Source organism: Candidatus Chloroploca mongolica (assembly GCF_004762035.2).
GTDB lineage: Bacteria > Chloroflexota > Chloroflexia > Chloroflexales > Chloroflexaceae > Chloroploca > Chloroploca mongolica.
Genome location: NZ_SIJK02000004.1, coordinates 127,170 through 146,671, shown reverse-complemented (window position 1 = coordinate 146,671; position 19,502 = coordinate 127,170). Strand labels below are relative to the sequence as shown.

Sequence of the window (19,502 nt, the reverse complement as noted above, 5' to 3'; positions counted from 1 at the left end):
GTGGCCCCGGTGGCCCCGGCGGTGGCAGTAATCGTGGCCCCGGTGGCCCCGGCGGTGGCAGTAATCGTGGCCCCGGTGGCCCCGGCGGCGGTAGTAATCGTGGGCCAGGGGGAAATACAAATCGCAATAGTCGACCAGGAAGCGGCAGTGGCGGGAGCCGCGGTGGTCGCCCGGGTGGCAGTCGCCCTGGCGGTGATGAACGTGATGGTAATTTTGGCGGTGGTCGTGGCCGCCCCTCTGGACGCCCCGGGTCTGGGGGACGTCCGGGGCCTGCCGTGCCAGTGCGCCCGCGTGGCCCCGTTGAATTGCCCAGTGTGATGACAGTACGTGAGCTTTCTGAGGCCACCGGGATCGGAGCATCTGAAATCCTGAAGGCACTGATGAAGGGTGGGGTGCTGGCAACCATTAATCAGCAAATTGATTATGAGACTGCTGCGTTGATCGCGGCAGACTTCACCATCGAAACTACCGAGAAAGTGCCCGAACAGCTGATTGGCATTGTGGATAATATCAAAGATGTGCTCAATGCCCAGGCTCCAAGTGAACTTCGCCCACGGCCACCAGTGGTGACCATTATGGGCCACGTCGATCACGGCAAGACAAAATTGCTTGATGCGATCCGCTCCGCCCGCGTTGCCGAAGGTGAAGCCGGTGGCATCACCCAGCACATTGGTGCGTATCAGATCGAGGTCAATCATCGCAAAATCACGTTTCTCGATACGCCCGGCCACGAAGCCTTTACCGCTATGCGCGCTCGTGGAGCCCAGGCCACAGATATTGTTGTGCTGGTCGTCGCAGCCGATGATGGCGTGATGCCCCAGACGCTTGAAGCTATTAGTCACGTGAAAGCAGCCGGCGTGCCGATGATTGTCGCGATTAATAAGATCGATCTGCCAACCGCAAATGTCGATCGCATCAAGCAACAACTCGCGGCCCACGACGTGGTGGTTGAGGCCTATGGCGGTGAGGTGCCTTCGGTAGAAGTCTCGGCTAAGTCTCGCTTGAATATCGAGGGCCTCCTCGAGATGATTTTGCTCGTGGCTGATATCGAAGAGTTTAAAGCGAATCCTGATGCACCTGCTATCGGAACAATTATTGAAGCCGAACTCGACAAGAATCGAGGGTCAGTCGCAACTGTCTTGATCCAGAATGGCACGCTCCGCCCCGAAGATAATGTACTCGTCGGCGGGGTCTCGGGCAAGATCAAGTCGATGTTTAGCGATAGTGGCAAACGCCTCCGTCACGCTGAGCCTTCCACCCCTGTGGAAATCCTTGGGCTTGAAGGCGTACCCCAGGCCGGCGATATTCTCCAGGTCATTGATGACCTCAGCATCGCCCGCGAGGTAGCCCTCCAACGGACACGCCAGACCCGGATGGAGGCCATTGCCTCCACACGGGGTACGACTCTCGAGGATCTCTTCAGCAAAGTGCAACAGGGACAGGTCAAAGATCTGAATGTGATCTTGAAAGCTGATGTGCAAGGCTCACTCGGGGCTATCGAGCACCAGTTCAAGCAACTCAGTGAGTCGCAAGATGAGGTGCAGATCCGGGTGATCCATCGCGCCACCGGTGCCATCAGTGAGGGCGATGTGAATCTCGCGATGGCGTCGCAAGCGATCATTATTGGTTTTAATGTTCGCCCTGACCCCGCTGCCCGCCGGGCAGCCGAACATCAAGGCATTGATATTCGGTTCTACAATATCATCTATCAACTGACCGATGATATCAAAAAGGCAATGGTGGGTATGCTCGCGCCAACCTTTAAGGAGGTTGTCGAAGGCTTCGCGGAGGTGCGCAATACCTTCCGCTTGCCGTCGCGTGAAGTCGTCGCTGGTCTCTATGTGACTGATGGCAAGATCACACGCACAGGCCAGAAGGTGCGCGTCCTGCGCAATGGCGCGGTCATCCACGATGGGCGAATTAGTAGCCTCAAACGCTTTAAGGACGATGTCCGTGAGGTGACCTCAAGCTACGAGTGCGGCTTGATTGTTGATGGCTTCGGCGATGTTCAGGTCGGCGATAATATGGAGTTCTATCGCGAGGAACGGGTCGAGGCAACGCTCTAGATCCGTTCATGATGAAGTCTGGAGTGGTTTGTACCACTTCAGACTGCACGATAAGTCGGAATATGTATGCCCAAACAGCGCTTACAACAGGTCGCCGATACGATGCAGCAGATCCTCGGTGAGGTGATCCAGTACGAGTTGAAAGACCCACGCGTCGGTTTTGCCACGGTTACGGGTGTCGAGGTGAGTGCCGATCTGCAACGCGCCACGGTGCGTATCTCGGTGATGGGCGAGCCCAATGAACAAGCCGCAACTATGGAAGGCTTGCAACGCGCACGTAGCTTTCTGCGCAAACGCGTCGCCGAAGAGATGAACCATATGCGCTTTGTGCCTGAGTTACGGCTGGTACACGATACATCGCTTGCCTATAGCATGCGCATCGAAGAAGTGCTCCATGAGGTAGAAACTGAACGCAAGGCTAATCCGCCAAAACTTGATGATGAACCCGAAGATCATGGACGGGCCTGACGCTTATTATAAAAAGCGCATTACCTATACCCTCCACCATCAACCTTTTGCGTTTGATGTGGGCCATACGCTCTTTTCGTCGTTTCAGGTTGACGATGGCACCGATTTACTGCTGCGCACGATTGCGATGCCCAACCCGCCCACCCGGATCCTCGATCTGGGCTGTGGTTGTGGGGTGATCGGGATTGCCCTGGCTCAGCGCTTCCCCGATGCCGAGGTGGTGATGGCCGATAAGGATCTGCTCGCGGTACGCTATGCCCGCCATAATCTCACCCTCAATGCAGTGACCAATGCGACCGTGATCGGGAGTGTTGGGCTCGAACAGGTGCCACCTGGGCCCTACGATCTGATCGTCTCGAACATTCCGGCGAAGATCGGTGATGCGGCCATTGAAGAAGAGTTTATCCTCAAACCGCTTACTCTGCTCGCTGCCGATGGTGTCTATTGGTTTGTGGTGGTGAGCGGCTTGAATCATCTGATCCCTCGGCTCGGACCACGCCATCAGTTGCGATTGAAAGAGATGAAAAAGCGCTCTGGTTATACTGTTTATCGCATCTATCCTTCACTATCACTATGATGATTTATTCTGACCCTACCCGTGCCGCGCCAGCCTTTCGCGCACAGATCGATCAGGCGCAGCATATTCTCTTGCTCACGCACGTCAATCCCGATGGCGATGCGATTGGTTCGATGCTCGGAGCCTTTCACGCGCTGCGCGATGTTGGTAAACAGGTGACAGCCCTGGCGTCATCGGCGATCCCTGGCTATACCAGGTGCCTCGCAGGGATCGATGAGGTGAAGATCTATCAGCGGGGCAGCGCCTTCCCCGAGGTCGATCTGATCTGGATGCTCGATACTGCAGCCCTGAGTCGGGTTGGGGCAGTGTTTGATGATCACGAAGCGGCCCTTGCCGCACGACCATTGATCATTACCGATCACCATGTCACCAATGACGGCGGCGGGATCGTGAATTTGATCGATCCTTCCGCGGCTTCAACTGCCGAATTGCTCTTCCAGTTGCTCCAGGCGATGGAGTTGCCCATCCGACCATCCGCTGCTACGAGCATGCTGCTTGGCCTGACGACTGATACGCAGAGTTTCCAGACGAGTAGTACGTCACCTCGTTCGCTGCGCATTGCGGCAGAGATGCTCGAAGCAGGTGCGGATCAACGCACCGTCATCTCGGCGATCTACTTCAGCATCCCTGAGAGTGTGGTGCGCCTCAGTGCTCTGGCGCTCAGTGGGATGCAACGTGAAGGCGGGTTGATCTGGACAACGGTGACGCAACAGCAAATGATGAGCACACGGGCCAGTGACGAAGCTCCCGATGATGCAATCAGGCAGTTGCAACGCGTCGAGGGTATGCAGATTGCGGCCCTTTTCAAAGAACGCTTTGATGGCACGGCCAAGCTCAGTCTTCGTTCGATACCAGGGATTGATGTAGCCGCCATTGCCCGTACCTGGGGTGGAGGTGGACACAAACAGGCTGCCGGGGCCACCTTGCCCATGAAGCTTGAGGAGGCTCAGGCCACGGTATTACCCCTGCTACGGGCAGCCCTTGAGCATGCACAGTGAACGTGCCAATGCATGGTTTTTTGAATCTGGATAAGCCGACAGGGATGACTTCCCATGATGTTGTCGCTAGCGTCCGCCGGATGGTTGGCCGCGGCATCAAGGTGGGCCACGCAGGTACGCTCGATCCAGCAGCAACAGGGGTGTTGCCGATCGCCCTCGGGCAGGCAACCCGGCTGATCGAGTACCTGAGTGATGCACGCAAGGGCTATCGCGGGTTGGTGCGCCTGGGGATAACAACAACAACCGACGATGCTGAGGGCGAAATACGTAGCCAGCAACCCGTGCCACCTCTCACCGATGCACAGATTGAGGCCGCAGTCGCTCCGCTTCGCGGGGCTATTATGCAAGTACCGCCTCACTATTCGGCGCTTCATCATCAGGGGCGTCGCCTCTATGATCTGGCGCGAGCCGGTGAAGCGGTAACATTGCCGCCACGTCCAGTGATGATTCATCACCTGGCCTGGCATCGCTCGGGTGAAGATACCCTCAGTCTGGAGGTGACATGCGGCAAGGGCACCTATATTCGTGCGCTTGCCCGTGATCTTGGGGCGACCCTCGGGTGTGGCGCACATCTCGCAAATCTCGAGCGGACTTTTGTCGGTCATTTCACCCTTGCCAACGCCCTGCCGCTAAGCAAGTTGCGCAACAACCCCGATCTGCTGACCGATGCATTGCTGCCCCCAGAGACAGCAATTGCCGACTGGACAGCCATCATCGTAGAAGATGAACAAGCCCAACGGATCACTCATGGCATGCCAGTCACCTTGCCGCCCATGACTGGTATGTATCTACGTGCTCATTGCTCTGATCAGAGCTTGTTGGCCCTGCTGAAGCGGCAGGAAGCTGATCACCACGTATGGCAGCCGATCAAAGTCTTTCGCCCAGGCCCAGACTAGTTATAGCGCGCCTCGAACTCAACCGTAAGTTCAACGTGCTCTTTCAAGCCCTCAACGGGTAGATCACGAAAGACGATAAAACCCTGATGGTCAAACATACCCCGCAGGATCCGATCAGGCAATCGAAGCAAAACTCCTGCGTCAAGAATCGGTTGCACCTTCACCACTAGCGACCACTCTGGCGGCTCGTGCATAAGATCAACACGGAAGTTATAACCGGCAAAACGATCTTCAGCGATGGTCTGTGCATCAGCATCGCCATAGGCAACCCCGAGGAGATTATACGAGGCAAGAATCTGCCCGATCAGGCTGGCATCAAGATCGATCTGATACGTCGGTAACTCAGACCCATGCGTGGGATCTGGTTGGTCTGATGGCTGCATATCAGGATCTGATTGGTCTGGTTTATGCATAAATTGTTCCATAATCTGTGGTAGCTACTAGCAGCATCCTTATTGTACCATAGACCCCTGAACAACAACCACGGAGTGGTTTGGTATAATAAAACCACGCACGCACCATTTTCCAGTCGCAAACGGTATAAATAGGTGAGTCTAACCCACGCCTGATCTCAGACCCAAGGTTGACTCGCTGAAAGAACGACGACTGAAACTGGAACAATGCCGCATGGATCGTGAATTTTGGTTACGTCAACCACGCCTGATTGCCGCAGTAGTCTGTTTTGCCCTGGGGATCATTGTGGCAGGAGGAGGATTGGTCAGTCGATGGTCACAACCACAACCGGTAGGGTTCACGTCTGGCTTGAGTGAACCATCCGATCTCTTCGCTGATGTTGTCCCGCTTGATCCACCGGTTGAATCACTGGAAACGGCTGAGCCTGCCGAACTCGTGGTCTATATCTCAGGAGCCGTCCTCAGACCTGATGTCTACCGCCTTCCTGCCGAGGCACGGATCAAAGATGTGGTGATGGCTGCCGGCGGCTTTACGCCCGATGCAGCGACCGAAGCCATCAACCTGGCCCAACCCCTGCTCGATGCAGACCATATTCACGTTCCGGCTCAACACGATAGGCAGGCTTCTAGTGCAGATCCAGGTGAGACTACGCATACGGCAGGGGGGACACAACTGATTGACCTGAATCGAGCCACATCTGCCGAACTCGAAACGTTGCCTGGCGTTGGGCCCGTTCTGGCTCAACGCATCGTAGTGCGCCGAACAGAGCAGGGACCATACACCTCCGTTGAACAACTGCGCGATGTGACTGGGATTGGCGACAAACTCTTTGCGCAACTTGAACCACTCATCACAGTGGCACGCTAATTGAGGATAGGAGAGTCAATGCGGCGGACAAAAATTGTCGCTACACTGGGGCCATCAAGCAGTACCCCTGAACGAATTACGGGGCTTATCCGCGCCGGGATGAATGTTGCACGACTCAACTTCTCACACGGAACCCACGAAGAACACGCGGCCCACATTGCGATGGTACGCCAGGCCGCAGCCCAAACCGGGAAGCATATCGCGATTTTACAAGATCTTCAAGGGCCCAAGATCCGTACCGGCAAACTTGAAGGCGGTCGCCCCGTGGAACTTGTTGCAGGTCAGACCTTCACCCTTACCACCGAGCTAATTGAAGGCAATGCGGCACGTGTGTCAACCACGTATGAACTGATGCCGCAGGATGTTCGTCCACGAGATCGCATCTTGCTCTCAGATGGCTTGATCGAACTGATTGTCGTCGATCACAGCACCACCGAGGTCATTACACGCGTTGTGCATGGTGGCCACCTCAAAGAGAAGCAGGGCATCAATCTGCCCAATGTTCGAGTCAGTGCGCCTACCGCAACCGCCAAGGATCTGGAAGACCTCCAGTTTGGGCTTGCTCACGGGGTTGATTATGTCGCCCTCTCCTTTGTGCGTCACGCTGCTGATGTGGTCAAGATCAAAGAGATCATTCAGCAGGCAGGCAAAACCACTCCCGTCATTGCAAAAATCGAGCGTCCTGAAGCCCTCGATGTCCTGCCAGCTATCTTGAGCGTCGCCGATGGCGTGATGGTCGCACGGGGAGACCTGGGCGTTGAGATGCCACCTGAACGGGTTCCCCTAGTGCAGAAACAGATCATTGATGCAGCCAATCGGGCCTTGATTCCCGTCATTACCGCGACCCAGATGCTCGAGTCGATGATTACCAATCCACGTCCCACCCGCGCCGAGGCCAGCGATATTGCGAATGCGATTCTTGACGGCTCGGATGCCGTGATGCTCAGTGGTGAAACAGCGGCAGGGGCCTATCCAATCGAAGCCGTTCAGATGATGGCACTGATCGCTGACTCGATCGAGGGAAGCGACGCCTATCAGGGAAGTGACATTGCCATTCCACGCTGGGCCATTGCGCAGACGCCTTCGATCCCACGCGCCATTGCCGATGCCGCATGCACGATTGCTCGCGGTCAGCCTGTGCGCGGCATTGCCGTCCTGACCCAGACAGGCTCCAGCGCACGCCTGGTCTCCCACTACCGCCCGCACGTGCCAATTATCGCGATTTGCCCTGGTGATGAGACAGCACGGCGCACAGCCCTCTACTGGGGCGTCACCCCCCTGTTTATTCAGGCGGCGGATCGCCTCGATGAACTGGAACAGCGGATCCAACAAGAACTCTACGAGCGCGGGATGGTGCAACACGGCGATGTTTTGATTCTGACCGGCGGCCATCCAATCTACCGCTTTGGACCAACCAATTTTCTGAAGGTGCTGGTGCTACAGTAAAACGGCTTGACACCCCCACCACCTGATGCTACCCTGTAACCGTGGGGGTGATCACACGTATGGAGTCGGCTTATGACCTACCACGAGCCTACAATTGCGAGCATTCTACGTCTCCTCGCTGAAGAGCACCAGGGTTCCGTGGATGAACGTACCCTGCTTGATCAGGTACTAACTCGGCGTCCGAGTAGTGCCAAGAATCCATATGCAACCATTCGTGATCGCCTGCGGTGGGATGGCTTGACGTTGGGATGGGTACGGCTCAGCCGTACCCAGTTGATCCCACTCCGCATTGCCTTGCAGGATCTGACGTTTCGTTGTCAACCCCGTGACTGTGATCTGGCTGACGGATTACTACCAGTTGTGCATCTGCAACCATTTGCCGGTCTGCGCGCCTATGATTGCCTGGTGCAAGATACAGATGGAGCGTTGCTTCCGTTGCTTGGGATTGAACAAGAGGAATTTCGCCATCCCTCTTTGCCTGCCGTTGATCTCCGTGCGTGGTATGAGCGGACGGGTTTCAACCCCGGTGATAGCATCATTGTCACTGTGATCACGGCGCAACCGGTGACGATGCGCCTTGAGCATGAACCCTATACAGCCTTGCGCAATGACGCAGTGAAGGCCCAGGATACTGAATTAATCGATGCGATCGTTGAACGTGTACGACGCTCACAGGTGGCGCTCGTACCTTGTGATGAGATCGTATTGCCCATCTTTGCGGCGGCCTCGTGGCGCACAACGTATCCTGGTACGCCATGGCAGTATCTCGTGCTGAATGACAGACGCCTCCAATTGGTCGATGATATCTTTCTGACAACTCAGCATTTGCCCGTATTGTCGCTCTTTGGACATGATGAGGTCTTTGAAGCCCCTCCCCAAAGCGAACAGGCACTGCACGCAGCGGATGCCGCCTTGCTCGCCGAAATTGACGCACTTCAGAAAGAGTTACGCTACGCACGTCAACACGATGCTGAAGCGGGACTCTGGAGTGGGCAAATCCAGCGCGCTTCGGCCCGTTTCGGACGTTTCGAGCACACCGAACCAGGGCAACATAGCCTCCTTGGGGGTCTCGAAGATGCACTGTATGATGGCATGTGGGAACTGGACGATCCCTGGCTGGGTGAAGAGTATGAGCCAGATCCAACTCGCCTGGTCGACACGCATATCTATACACTCGAAGAAATCCAGGAACGGATCTTTGCCATTCTCCCACCGCGTGACGTCGAACGACTCCGCGAGGCACGCCCAGAAGAGGCCGAGGTTATTGTGGCAAGCCATCTCAATAGGCTGCTCGTGCAAGCACCCGAGCTCTTTCCGCGCATTGATCACATCACACCGGTGGATTATGTCGATCACGCCGTTACAGCGTTTGATGATGATGAAGATTGGCATGAGGCCTGGAATGATGATGAAGCCGATGACGAAGAACTGGATCTTTATGATGATTCAGATGATGACTTTGAAGATCAGACAACGCTTGCGGCTCTCGATCAGAGTGGCGATCTGATTGGTCAATTCTATGACTACCTGCGAGAGATGGGCAAGCGCGATACAACAGCGCGCGTGCGCAGCCGGGCACTCTATGTGTATGCCGAATTTCTGGCTACCTTCTATGGCCGTACGCTGGCCGAAGGCGATTATGCCACCCTGGATGAGTGCCTCTTTTTCTACTATCCTCAATCGAATGCGCATACCTCAGAACGACAGGTACGTGAGCTTTGCACCGCGATCAAGCAATTGTATGCCTTTCTCAAAGAACGCGGTGTTATCTTTGATAATCGTTTCGCGGAAGCACTCTGGCGACGACGTGACCAGGCGGCCAAGGTCATTGCCCTCTATGAACGCATTCCAGATGACTCACCAGGAAGCGAAGTGCTGGTTACGAACCTCTTTTTTCCTTATATCGAGTGAACAATATGCTGGTTGATGGGCATCTCGATCTTGCCTATAACGCACTCACGTTTGAGCGCGATCTGTTGGCAGGTGTTGCGGCGATCCGTACCCACGAACAGCCGCCTTCACAAACTCAGGGAGAGGCAACGGTTGCGTTGCCTGAATTACGCATAGGTGGGGTGGGGTTGGTCTTTGCCACGCTCTTTACGCTGCCTGCCTCAGCAATTGAGACTGACCTCGCCCACGAGGCAAGTTATGCGACGCCTGCCGAGGCCCACGCGCTTGCCCGTGCCCAACTCATGTATTATCAGGAACTCGAAGCGCGTGAACTGGTGCGCATCATACGTACCAGGGCCGATCTCGCCCACCATCAGGCCACCTGGACGCAGGCCTCCAGTCCGCTAGGGCTGGTGCTATTGATGGAGAATGCCGATCCGATTACTGAACCCGCCGAGAGCGTCTGGTGGGCAGAACAGGGTGTGCGCCTCGTCGGACCGGCCTGGCAGGCCACGCGCTATTGCGGTGGGACAAAGCAACCAGGCCCGCTTACCCCCCTCGGACGGGCGCTCTTGCCTGAACTCGCCCGCAACCAGATGGTGTTGGATGTGAGCCATATGGCCGAGGAGAGTTTCTGGCAGGCAATGGATCGCTGGGATGGCCCGGTCATCGCATCACACAGCAACTGTCGCTCGCTCGCCCCTCGGTTCAACGCCGACCGTCACCTCAGCGATGCCATGATCAAAGAGTTGATCACCCACGGTGCCGTGATTGGGACGGTCTTTTTCAATGGCTTTCTTGCCCGTGACTACCAGCGCGGTACGCCAAAAGAACGCTATGGGCTCGATCTCGTCGTGCGCCATATTGACCATGTTTGTCAACTAGCCGGTAATGCCCGCCACACTGGCCTTGGAACCGATCTCGATGGAGGACTGGGCCGTCAGCAGATCCCCCGTGAAATTGACACCATCGCTGATCTCTCGCGTGTCGCCGAAGCCCTCAGTCGTGCGGGTTTTGCCGATGCCGATATTCAGTTGATCATGGGTGATAACTGGCTGCGGATGCTGGCACAGGCGCTCCCGGAGTGATGCCTATGTTGACCTATACCATTGCGATGCCCGCGCCTCATACGCATCTGTTTCATGTATCAGTCGAAGTCGACAATCTAACCGATGATTATGTAGATCTGAAATTACCAGTCTGGACACCCGGATCATATATGATCCGTGAGTATGCCCGCCATGTTCAGTCTTTTTCGGCGTCTACGGATCATGGTCAGCCACTCACCTGGCACAAAGTAGCCAAATCAACCTGGCGCATTGTGACCGAAGCTTCCCCAAAAGTCATTGCCCGCTATCAGGTGTATGCGCATGAGCTCACCGTACGCACCAGTCATCTCGATACGAGCCACGGGTACATCAATGGGGCGACCGTCTTTATGTATCTCCCCGAGCGCACCAATGAACAGGTGCGAGTATTAATTGATGTCCCTAGTGGTTGGCTCGTCACGACAGGGCTGCGCCCCCTGGTTGGTGATGCCCTGATGCCTGATCCTCGCCCCAAAATCAATCTCTATACCGCAAATGACTACGACGAATTAGTTGATTGTCCCATCGAGTGTGGCACGCACCGCCTCCTAAATTTTGACGTGGACGGTATTCCGCATCAGATTGCGCTCTGGGGTCATGGCAACGAACAAGAGATCCGCCTGGTCGAAGATACCCGTCGTATCGTCGAAATTCAGCGTGATTTTTTTGGGCATCTCCCATACACCAGCTATACGTTTATTCTTCACCTGACCGACGGGCGCGGGGGTGGACTCGAACACCGCAATAGTGTGAGCAATCAGGTTGATCGATGGACGTTTCAACCAGAACGCAGCTACGAGCGCTATCTGGCGCTGACCAGCCACGAGTTGTTTCACGTCTGGAATGTGAAGCGTCTGCGACCTGCCGCACTCGGCCAATTTGACTATCAGACCGAAAATTATACGCGCCTGCTCTGGTTTGTTGAAGGTGCAACAAGCTACTATGACCACCTGCTGCTGGTTCGTGCTGGCCTGATGAGACCAGAACGCTACCTTGCTCGCCTCAGCGAAACCATCCTCAATCTCCAGAGCCAGCCGGGGCGTCATGTGCAGAGTCTCGAAGCAAGTAGCTTCGATGCCTGGATCAAGCTCTACCGGCCTGACGAAAACAGCGCCAATTCCAGTATTTCATACTATCTGAAGGGGAGCCTCATCTGCCTCCTGCTCGATCTGGCTATACGTGAGGTAACACACGGACAGGCCTCATTTGATGATGTTATGCGGCTCCTCTTTGCTCGATATCCCATCAATGGAACGGGAATTCCTGAGGATGGAGCGATCCTTGCTGCGGTCGAAGAGGTGGCGGGAGGATGCGATGGACGCTTCCGTGAATTTTTTGCCAACGCTATTGCTGGTACAGCCGAGCTCGACTATCATTCGGCGCTAGCGGTTGTCGGGCTGATGCTGGTGTGGAAGCGGCATGGCCCACGCGCCTGGACAGGCTTAACGCTGCGGTCTGAAGGACAACGCACGATAGTGGCAACCGTACGCAGTGATAGTCCAGGGTATGCAGCCGGAATCTCCCCCGACGATGAGCTACTAGCGATCAACGGTTGGCGGATCAACGAAACAAAACTGAATGCCCGGCTCACCGAGCATCACCCAGGTCAGGTCGTCCGGTTAACCCTTTTTCGTGGGGACCAACTCATCGAAAGGCCGCTCACCCTGGCCGAGGCCCCCCCCGACGGGCTCGAACTAGTGCCACTGAAAGAGCAAAGTGCCGAGCAACAGCAAGCCTACCGCGACTGGCTTGGTCTGAGGGCCTGATTATTCGACCCGTTCAACTTCGATCGTACGAGCCATACGGCGATCAAGGGCATAGACCACCTCCCCCAGGCGTACCGTAATTGGCCCATCGAAGGGAGCACTTGCGGTAATCTCAACCAATGCACCGGGTATCAAGCCCAGGTCGGCAAGATAACGCAGGCGCTCGGCGCTCTGATCGCGCATACGGATCACGCGGGCGCGCTCCTCAATCTTCATATCAGCTAGACGCAGATCGAGACTCGTCGGCAAAGTGCCTTCCAGGCTTGGAATGGGATCACCATGTGGATCGAGGGTGGGATGACCAAGGTGAGCAGCAATCCGCGCCTCAAGCTTCTCGCTGATGTGATGCTCAAGCTTTTCAGCCTCTTCATGTACCTCGTCCCAGCTATAGCCCAGGGCTTCCACGAGATAGAGTTCAAGCAAACGATGATGCCGGATCACCTCAAGCGCAATCCGCTCACCAGCCGGGGTCAACTGCACCCCCTGATAGGGCGTATGCTGCACCAGGTTCATCTCGGCCAGTTTCTTGATCATGCCCGTCACCGAGCCGGGGCGGGAGCCACGCTCTTCACCAAGCAACGACGTCGTAACCACTGGCTGATGCTGTTGCAGATGATAAATAGCCTTCAGATAGTCTTCCACCGCGGGAGTAATACGGGTGTGATCTTCCTGTTCAGCCATTCCTTTCCGCTCCTTTCCCGCAAGGCCAGACATGCACGTACAATGTATCATAAAGCTCGCCCAAACGCCAGTCAGCTGGCGTTGCCAGCAACGCCAGAGCATGCTATCCTGGCAGAAGCAGCGCGATTATGCGCCCCGTAGAGGCATTGTCGTATTGTTGAGGATGGCTATTATGACAATTACTGACCGTATGCTCACTGGTGCCATTGCGAATAATCCGTCCCACTATGACGGTGATGGCGAATGGCGCTACTCTCTTTCCCATCAAACCCTCTATTTTAGCAAGGCGACCGATCCTGATCCACGTGATGCCGAACCGTTTTTTGCCCTGCCATCACTCAATCCCGATGGCTCACACCGCATGGAGCGTGCGTTTCGTGCGTTTATCAAACGCCGCTGGTTGCCGAGTCGCCAGCAAGAACTTGAGCAATTTGCCGCCCGCAAAGGCTGGCATCTGGCGATGGAGTTACGTTACGGAGGGGGAGCCCTCGATGACAAAGAGGCCGAAGAATGGCAATATGTCGTCAATCGCGAACTGGAACGGCTTGCGCGGCAAGTTCGTGCTCAAATCGCTGCGCTCCACCAGGAGTCCTCGGCTTAGGCAAGGTTTCAGAAGGGCCGGATCAGCTTTTCCCATCGTAGTGCCAACTGATGAAAATGAAGCATGAAAACGGGCAGATGGGAGTGGTGACGTATGGTTTTTCAGGATTAAATCGGGTATCTGGGAGTGCCGACTTCAGTCGGCTTCTTACTCAGCCGACTGAAGTCGGCACTCCCAGAGGAACTTGACCTAAAAGCATTGCCTTGAGCCAGTATGATCGTCTATCCTGACGCAGGTCGTCAGCGTATACGCAGGGCCAACGCTACGATAGGTGGCGCTCAAACACACCTCGCAGGTGCCTTCAAGCGGAGTCGCCAGCGGAAGCACTGCCGCGCATACACCATAGCCGACAGTGGCACTGGATCGATCCCCCGAGTGTACCAAGTCAACGATGACACTACGCGGGCGCAAGCCTTCGCTATAGATCCAGCGAAGATGCACGAGCGAGGGGTTGCCGCCGCACAGGTACGCGCAGTCAACCCCGATGATGCGTGCAGGCACCAGACTCTTGCGGGCCAGCACAAGCGCCACCATCCCCCACCAGAGGAACCAGCAGCGCATCACAAGCGCATCAAGGCTCACCCGTCTCATCCTGCGGGCAAGATGATCGTACGCCGCTCGGGGTCAGCCTGCTCACGATAGAGCACCAGCACATAGCCAACCATGCTGATCAGAGTAGCTTCGGTTGCGGCCACTATCGTCTGGGCAAGTTCTTGCTTCTGGTCTTTGCCATCGATCAAACGCACCTTGATCAACTCGTGTGCATTCAACTCCTGGTCAAGCTTGGCGAGCAGTTGTTCTGTCAGCCCTTGCTTGCCAAGCATCACCGTGGGCTTGAGTGGATGTGCCATTTTACGCAGAAAGGCACGTTGAGCATTTGTCAGTTGTGTCATGAGTTTTTTGGAGGAACCGTATCACGCCAACCCTCTTCGGAAGAGTCAAGCGTTGTTGGGGCAGCACGATAGCGCCCACGCAGATCATTAAGCCGAACGGTCACCACATCACGCAAATTACGCCACGAATCACGGAGAGGATTAACTTTCGTCTCGGTACCATAGTGCCAGCGCACGGGAACTTCGGCGATGCGATAGCCCATTTTCCGGGCGAGAAAGAGCAATTCAACATCATACGCAGTCACGGCGGCCCCCTGAAGCACCGGCGCATCATCGCCATAAATACGCATCCGCCGGAACAGATCATGGGCCACGTGACGAGGCATAGCTTTGAAGCCACACTGCGTATCATTAATCCCACGCAGCGCAATCAAGGCAATCAAGCCATTGAAGACGCGCCCCATCACATGGCGATACCAGGGTTCACCATCACGTGTCGCGCCGACACCCTCACGTGAGCCAATGACAACTTCATAGCCATGCTGCAGCATCTGTTCGAGGCGCGCCCACTCTTCAACCGGCACCGCGAGATCGGCATCGGACACAAGAATATAGTGCCCGCGTGCAGCGAGCGCACCGGCACGTACCGCAAACCCCTTGCCACGATGGTCGAGCCGTAAAACCTCTACACCCGGCATCGCGGCAGCAAGATCGGCAGTTGCATCAGCGCTTCCATCGTCAACAACCAGCACTTCACTCGTAAACGACTGGGCCACCAGATAGCGCTGAATCACGGTCAAGGTTTGTGGCAAACGTCCTGCCTCATTATAGGCTGGAATCACAATCGAAAGCCAGGGCATCGTATCGGACACGACTACATCCTCGCTTTCGCGGTAAGACCGAGCTTCAGTGCGGTAGCAAAGCCAGCGAGGGTTGTGTCAATCAAATGTGACTGCTGCCAACGTTTACCAATAAAGAGGGGCAAGGCACGAAGCGCCGCCCACTGCCCCCGGAGGCGGGCGCGGGCGGCAGGCTCGCGGAGATGCCGCAGACTAGCGAAGACAAAGCGCACCTGGGAAACACACAGAGCGACCCAATGGCGGCGAACCAGCGGCAGTGGCATATTTTTGATCCAGACAAGCAAAAAATTACGCCCACAGTAATAACTTGCCAGGACACCACCACCGGTGGCACTGAGCCGATGGTAGACAACTGCGGTAGGCACAAAGAGCGTGCGCACCCCATGATGTCTGGCGCGTAAATTCAGGTCAACATCTTCACAATACATCACAAGATCTTCATCAAAGACCCGGCCCGACTGCGCCAGTGTTTCAAGGATCGCACGACGATAGGCCGCAGCACCGGCACAAGGGCCAAAGACTTCGGTGAGGGCATCATACTGCCCCCGATCACGTTCCCAGACACCGCGACTCCCTGGTTCACCATCAAGTTGATAATAATCACCAGCCGAATGGAGCATCTCGCGGCGATCAAAGAGGCGCAACTTGCTAGCGGCAAAACCATAGGCCGGATAACGTTCAAGCGCGCCAATCAACTCGGCAAGCCAGTGACGATCGGCCTCGGTATCATTGTTCAACAGCACCACATACGGAGCGCTGGTTGCCGCGAGCCCGGCATTGACTGCGGCGGCGAGGCCGCGATTACGTTCAAGCACAACGACGCGCACCTCGGGGTAGGCTGTGGCAAGCAAGGCCAGCGAATGATCAGTACTGCCATCATCAACGACCGTCACAAGCCAATCATGCCGGGTCTGGGCACGCAGCGCATCAAGGCACGTCGGCAGAAGATCAGCGCCATTATAATTAGGAATAATAATATCAATCATCGTCTAGCGTTGCAAAAAAGCGGCCACGGCATCTTCCCAGGGGCGCAAGGACAAACCCAACGCGGCACCGGCCAGATTGGACAGCGGCGTATAAGGGGGAGGGGTACTATCACGCACAAAATCAGCCAGTTTGATCGGCGTCACCGCCACATCTTCGTAACCGGCAAGACGCAGGATCGTCGTTGCAAAGCTGTAGCGTGAAGCAACCCCACGATTGACCAAGTGATATGTGCCATACTGCTCACTCGTGATAAGCTCACGCAGCGCGAGTGCCACATCAAAGGTATAGGTCGGGCTACCAAACTCATCATCAACCATCCGCAAGCCCCCAGAAGGTGGCTGCTCAGCCAAACGGAGGACGGTACGTACAAAATTGCGTGTACCGCCAAAGAGCCACGCCACCCGCACAATATAGAAAGCATCAAGCAACTCACGCACCGCCAGTTCCCCGGCCAGCTTCGAGCGACCATAAGCATTGACCGGGCGAGGCTGATCGTACTCGTAGTACGGGGTCAACGCATCACCGGCAAAGACCTCATTGGTACTGATATAGACGAGTGGCACCTTGAGCTTGCGACAGGCAAGGGCGACAGAGCGGGTGCCTAGCCCATTGATCCGATAGGCCAGTTCGGGATCACGGGCACAGGCATCAACATTGGTAAAAGCCGCCGGATGCACCACCAGATCGGCCCTCGTAGCGACAATCTGCGCGACAGCCTCGGGCGAGCCAAGTTCGAGGTTGCTATGGTCGAGCGGGATAATCGTATGTTCAGCACCCAGCACCGCACACAACTCACTGCCGAGTTGCCCATGTGCCCCAGTAATCGCTACCTTCATGCAAGCCTTCCCGTGCGTACGAAGCAATCTTCACCCCGGGTGGATGGTAGCAGAAGCCGCTAGCAACGTCAACTCGCAGCAAGTGGAAGCGTGAGCGTCACGATTGTCCCATGGCTATCAGTGCGATTGGCAAGCGCACAGCGGCCACCGACGGCATGGACAATGCGGGCAACCAGCGCCAACCCAAGCCCCATACCCTCAACCTGACCAGTGAAATTACGTTCACCCTGATAGTACGGGTACCACGCCCGCTGACGTTGCTCATTACTCATACCAGGGCCATCATCAATAATCTCCAGCCGCAGCATCTTAGGTTCCAGCAGTGAGAGCTTGATCTGAACCTCGGGGGCACGATGAGGATGGAATTTGACACAATTTTCCAGCACTTCACGTAGCAGCACTTCAAGGCTATGCTGGGTCAACGCAATGCGCCCATTGGCTGACTCGGGCGACGGAGCTTCGATCGTCACATGCTTGAGCTCGAGGTCACGGGCAACCTGATCGAGCAACAGCGAAACTTCCGAGACAATAATGCTATCGAGCCCATAGACATCAGATGGTGAGCGCAGATAATGCAGGATATCCTCGATTTCCGAGCGCAAACGTCGTGCGCCGGCAAGGGCCACCTCAGCAATACGAACGATACTCTCGCGATCCATCGTCGCGCCGCCACCGCTCAAAATATTCAACCCACCGAGAATGCCTACCAGCGGCGTACGGAGCTTGTGCGCCAGCATGGTATGAAACGTCCACATCTCGCGCTGGGTCACCATCTGTTCGGTCACATCACGCATCCGCAAGACGCGGGTCGCATCATTCTCAGCGGGGGGCAACAAATCAACGCGGATCCAGCGTTCGATACTGCTCGCACGTTCCGGGCTGACCAGGAAACGAGATTGATCATCCTGAGCGGGTACATGGGGCCAAGCATCCCATGCTTCAGGAGGGGTCAAACGATACTGCTGGGTAGCGAGGGGCAAAAACATGTGCTCGAGAGGAGCATCGGGGGCCAGTCCAAGAATCGTGCGAGCACAGGGATTGGCATAGTGAACCTGATCAGACTCGTCGAGGAGCAAAATACCGTCATCACTATGTTCCACTGCCCAGACAAAACGCGCTCGTTCCGTTGCCGTACGGCGTTGCTGTTCAACAAGGGTTCGATAGCGATTCAGGCGCAGGATCGTCGTCACACGAGCCCGCAACTCGACATAGTCAAACGGCTTGGTTACAAACTCATCAGCGCCGGCCTCAAAGCCTTCAACCCGTGACTCGCGATCATCAAGCGCCGTCACGAGCACAACGGGCACATGAGCCAGCGCAGGATGAGCGCGCATATGGCGACAGACCTCAAACCCGTCCATCCCAGGCATCATCACATCAAGCAACACCAGATCGGGCGGGTTAGCCATCGCCACAACCAGCGCATCAGGCCCATTGGTGGCACACACCACCGTATGGCCGAGCGGATGCAAAAGATCCGCCAGGATGCTCAACATCTGTGGATTATCGTCAATCGCAAGAATTGTCCCGTTTTCCATAACCCCCTGATCATAACAGATATGGGCCGAACCTGTAAAGGGTGAAACAGCGGCACCGCGGCATCAGACAGGCCCGAGACCCCCGCGGGCTAACTGGACAATCTTGATCAACTCATCGTCGGTCGGGCCCCCACCATTCTGTTCCCACCACCGACGATACCAGCGTAAATTCTCGACAAAGGCCGTCATCACTTCCTCACGGGTCAGCGGAGGCACCTTCTGACGAAGCGCATCGAGAGCTTCTTCACGGTCAACTTCACCCAATTCCTCAATCGAGAGGAGGATGCGTTCAGCACGAAGGAGAAACAACTCGCGCTCAATCATAGGAAACTCGTCACCAATCTGACGAATGTTGCCCAGATAGCAGATGGTGCGCTGGCGCGGGACACCCCGCTCGTCACGATAACTAGCAACGAGATAAGCATCATAAAAGCTGGTATCCGCGATCGTGGCGTTTTTGTGGCGCCTGACCACCCAGCGTACATACATGGTCGTAACCTCAAATAATTTATTGTTATTCTAGTATAGCACAACAAGTCAAATTTTTGAATAAATGTCACAAACAAAATGTCTAGGTTTTGCCATAATTTTGCACATATTGCAACCTTTTTGAGCATATGCTATACTTCCGCTCATTAAGAATGTGCGCTCTAGGCATCTTTTGGCCCCGTCCTCTCAACAACTGATCTA

At 55.8% G+C, this 19,502-nt stretch carries 20 protein-coding genes; 11 read left to right on the top strand and 9 right to left on the bottom strand.

All coding sequences use genetic code 11. From position 1 onward, the window contains the following. The 5 genes from infB to truB form a co-directional block, all read left to right on the top strand. A partial coding sequence (gene infB, locus EYB53_RS03810; RefSeq protein WP_371879062.1) for a translation initiation factor IF-2 occupies nucleotides 1-2,066 on the top strand: 2,066 nt, incomplete at its 5' end. Between the two features lie 66 nt (nucleotides 2,067-2,132). Then, nucleotides 2,133-2,534: a 30S ribosome-binding factor RbfA gene (rbfA, locus tag EYB53_RS03805; protein WP_135476885.1), complete on the top strand. Its 402-nt coding sequence runs from the start codon at nucleotides 2,133-2,135 to the stop codon at nucleotides 2,532-2,534. Beyond that, the gene (locus EYB53_RS03800; protein WP_254150866.1) at nucleotides 2,521-3,111 is read left to right on the top strand and encodes a class I SAM-dependent methyltransferase; all 591 of its coding nucleotides are present in this window, start codon (nucleotides 2,521-2,523) and stop codon (nucleotides 3,109-3,111) included. The genes rbfA and EYB53_RS03800 overlap by 14 nt, the downstream gene beginning before the upstream one ends. Then, complete coding sequence (locus tag EYB53_RS03795) at nucleotides 3,108-4,109, top strand: DHH family phosphoesterase (protein WP_254150865.1); 1,002 nt, start codon at nucleotides 3,108-3,110, stop codon at nucleotides 4,107-4,109. The genes EYB53_RS03800 and EYB53_RS03795 overlap by 4 nt, the downstream gene beginning before the upstream one ends. Nucleotides 4,110-4,117: 8 nt before the next feature. Then, on the top strand, nucleotides 4,118-5,005 hold the full coding sequence (gene truB / locus EYB53_RS03790) for a tRNA pseudouridine(55) synthase TruB (protein ID WP_135476884.1): 888 nt from the start codon (nucleotides 4,118-4,120) through the stop codon (nucleotides 5,003-5,005). Here the strand turns inward: truB and EYB53_RS03785 are convergent. After that, complete coding sequence (locus tag EYB53_RS03785) at nucleotides 5,002-5,418, bottom strand: hypothetical protein (protein ID WP_135476883.1); 417 nt, start codon at nucleotides 5,416-5,418, stop codon at nucleotides 5,002-5,004. The two genes, truB and EYB53_RS03785, sit on opposite strands and share 4 nt — an antisense overlap. 214 nt (nucleotides 5,419-5,632) lie before the next feature. On the opposite strand from EYB53_RS03785, the gene EYB53_RS03780 reads away from it, so the two are divergent. From EYB53_RS03780 to EYB53_RS03760, 5 genes are all read left to right on the top strand, one after another. Next, entirely contained in the window at nucleotides 5,633-6,286 is a 654-nt protein-coding gene (locus EYB53_RS03780; RefSeq protein ID WP_135476882.1) for a ComEA family DNA-binding protein, read from the top strand. 18 nt (nucleotides 6,287-6,304) lie between these two features. Then, nucleotides 6,305-7,732, top strand: a complete 1,428-nt coding sequence (gene pyk / locus EYB53_RS03775) for a pyruvate kinase (protein ID WP_135476881.1) — start codon at nucleotides 6,305-6,307, stop codon at nucleotides 7,730-7,732. Between the two features lie 72 nt (nucleotides 7,733-7,804). Continuing rightward, nucleotides 7,805-9,643, top strand: a complete 1,839-nt coding sequence (locus EYB53_RS03770) for a hypothetical protein (protein WP_135476880.1) — start codon at nucleotides 7,805-7,807, stop codon at nucleotides 9,641-9,643. Nucleotides 9,644-9,648: 5 nt separating this feature from the next. Beyond that, the gene (locus EYB53_RS03765; RefSeq protein ID WP_135476879.1) at nucleotides 9,649-10,710 is read left to right on the top strand and encodes a dipeptidase; all 1,062 of its coding nucleotides are present in this window, start codon (nucleotides 9,649-9,651) and stop codon (nucleotides 10,708-10,710) included. A 5-nt stretch (nucleotides 10,711-10,715) separates the two neighbouring features. Next, the gene (locus tag EYB53_RS03760; protein WP_135476878.1) at nucleotides 10,716-12,476 is read left to right on the top strand and encodes a M61 family metallopeptidase; all 1,761 of its coding nucleotides are present in this window, start codon (nucleotides 10,716-10,718) and stop codon (nucleotides 12,474-12,476) included. Here the strand turns inward: EYB53_RS03760 and EYB53_RS03755 are convergent, their stop codons facing one another. After that, complete coding sequence (locus EYB53_RS03755; protein WP_135476877.1) at nucleotides 12,477-13,157, bottom strand: metal-dependent transcriptional regulator; 681 nt, start codon at nucleotides 13,155-13,157, stop codon at nucleotides 12,477-12,479. It abuts the gene before it with no gap. A gap of 172 nt (nucleotides 13,158-13,329) precedes the next feature. Between EYB53_RS03755 and EYB53_RS03750 the strand changes: the two genes are divergently transcribed. Then, entirely contained in the window at nucleotides 13,330-13,758 is a 429-nt protein-coding gene (locus EYB53_RS03750; RefSeq protein WP_135476876.1) for a hypothetical protein, read from the top strand. A gap of 189 nt (nucleotides 13,759-13,947) precedes the next feature. Here the strand turns inward: EYB53_RS03750 and EYB53_RS03745 are convergent, their stop codons facing one another. The 7 genes from EYB53_RS03745 to EYB53_RS03715 form a co-directional block, all read right to left on the bottom strand. Next, complete coding sequence (locus EYB53_RS03745) at nucleotides 13,948-14,340, bottom strand: hypothetical protein (protein WP_135476875.1); 393 nt, start codon at nucleotides 14,338-14,340, stop codon at nucleotides 13,948-13,950. A 5-nt stretch (nucleotides 14,341-14,345) separates the two neighbouring features. Further along, nucleotides 14,346-14,651 (bottom strand): ribosome assembly RNA-binding protein YhbY, encoded by a 306-nt coding sequence (gene yhbY / locus EYB53_RS03740; protein WP_254150864.1) that lies wholly within the window; start codon nucleotides 14,649-14,651, stop codon nucleotides 14,346-14,348. Continuing rightward, entirely contained in the window at nucleotides 14,648-15,463 is an 816-nt protein-coding gene (locus tag EYB53_RS03735) for a glycosyltransferase (RefSeq protein ID WP_371879061.1), read from the bottom strand. The genes yhbY and EYB53_RS03735 overlap by 4 nt, the downstream gene beginning before the upstream one ends. Before the next feature lie 2 nt (nucleotides 15,464-15,465). Beyond that, entirely contained in the window at nucleotides 15,466-16,437 is a 972-nt protein-coding gene (locus tag EYB53_RS03730; protein ID WP_135476874.1) for a glycosyltransferase family 2 protein, read from the bottom strand. 3 nt (nucleotides 16,438-16,440) lie between these two features. Further along, nucleotides 16,441-17,274 carry a dTDP-4-dehydrorhamnose reductase gene (gene rfbD / locus EYB53_RS03725; protein ID WP_135476873.1) on the bottom strand — a complete coding sequence of 278 codons (834 nt, stop codon included), beginning with the start codon at nucleotides 17,272-17,274 and terminating at the stop codon, nucleotides 16,441-16,443. A gap of 68 nt (nucleotides 17,275-17,342) precedes the next feature. Next, the gene (locus tag EYB53_RS03720; RefSeq protein WP_135476871.1) at nucleotides 17,343-18,812 is read right to left on the bottom strand and encodes a hybrid sensor histidine kinase/response regulator; all 1,470 of its coding nucleotides are present in this window, start codon (nucleotides 18,810-18,812) and stop codon (nucleotides 17,343-17,345) included. 63 nt (nucleotides 18,813-18,875) lie between these two features. After that, the gene (locus tag EYB53_RS03715; RefSeq protein WP_135476869.1) at nucleotides 18,876-19,301 is read right to left on the bottom strand and encodes an IS1634 family transposase N-terminal domain-related protein; all 426 of its coding nucleotides are present in this window, start codon (nucleotides 19,299-19,301) and stop codon (nucleotides 18,876-18,878) included. Between the last annotated feature and the right edge of the window lie 201 nt (nucleotides 19,302-19,502).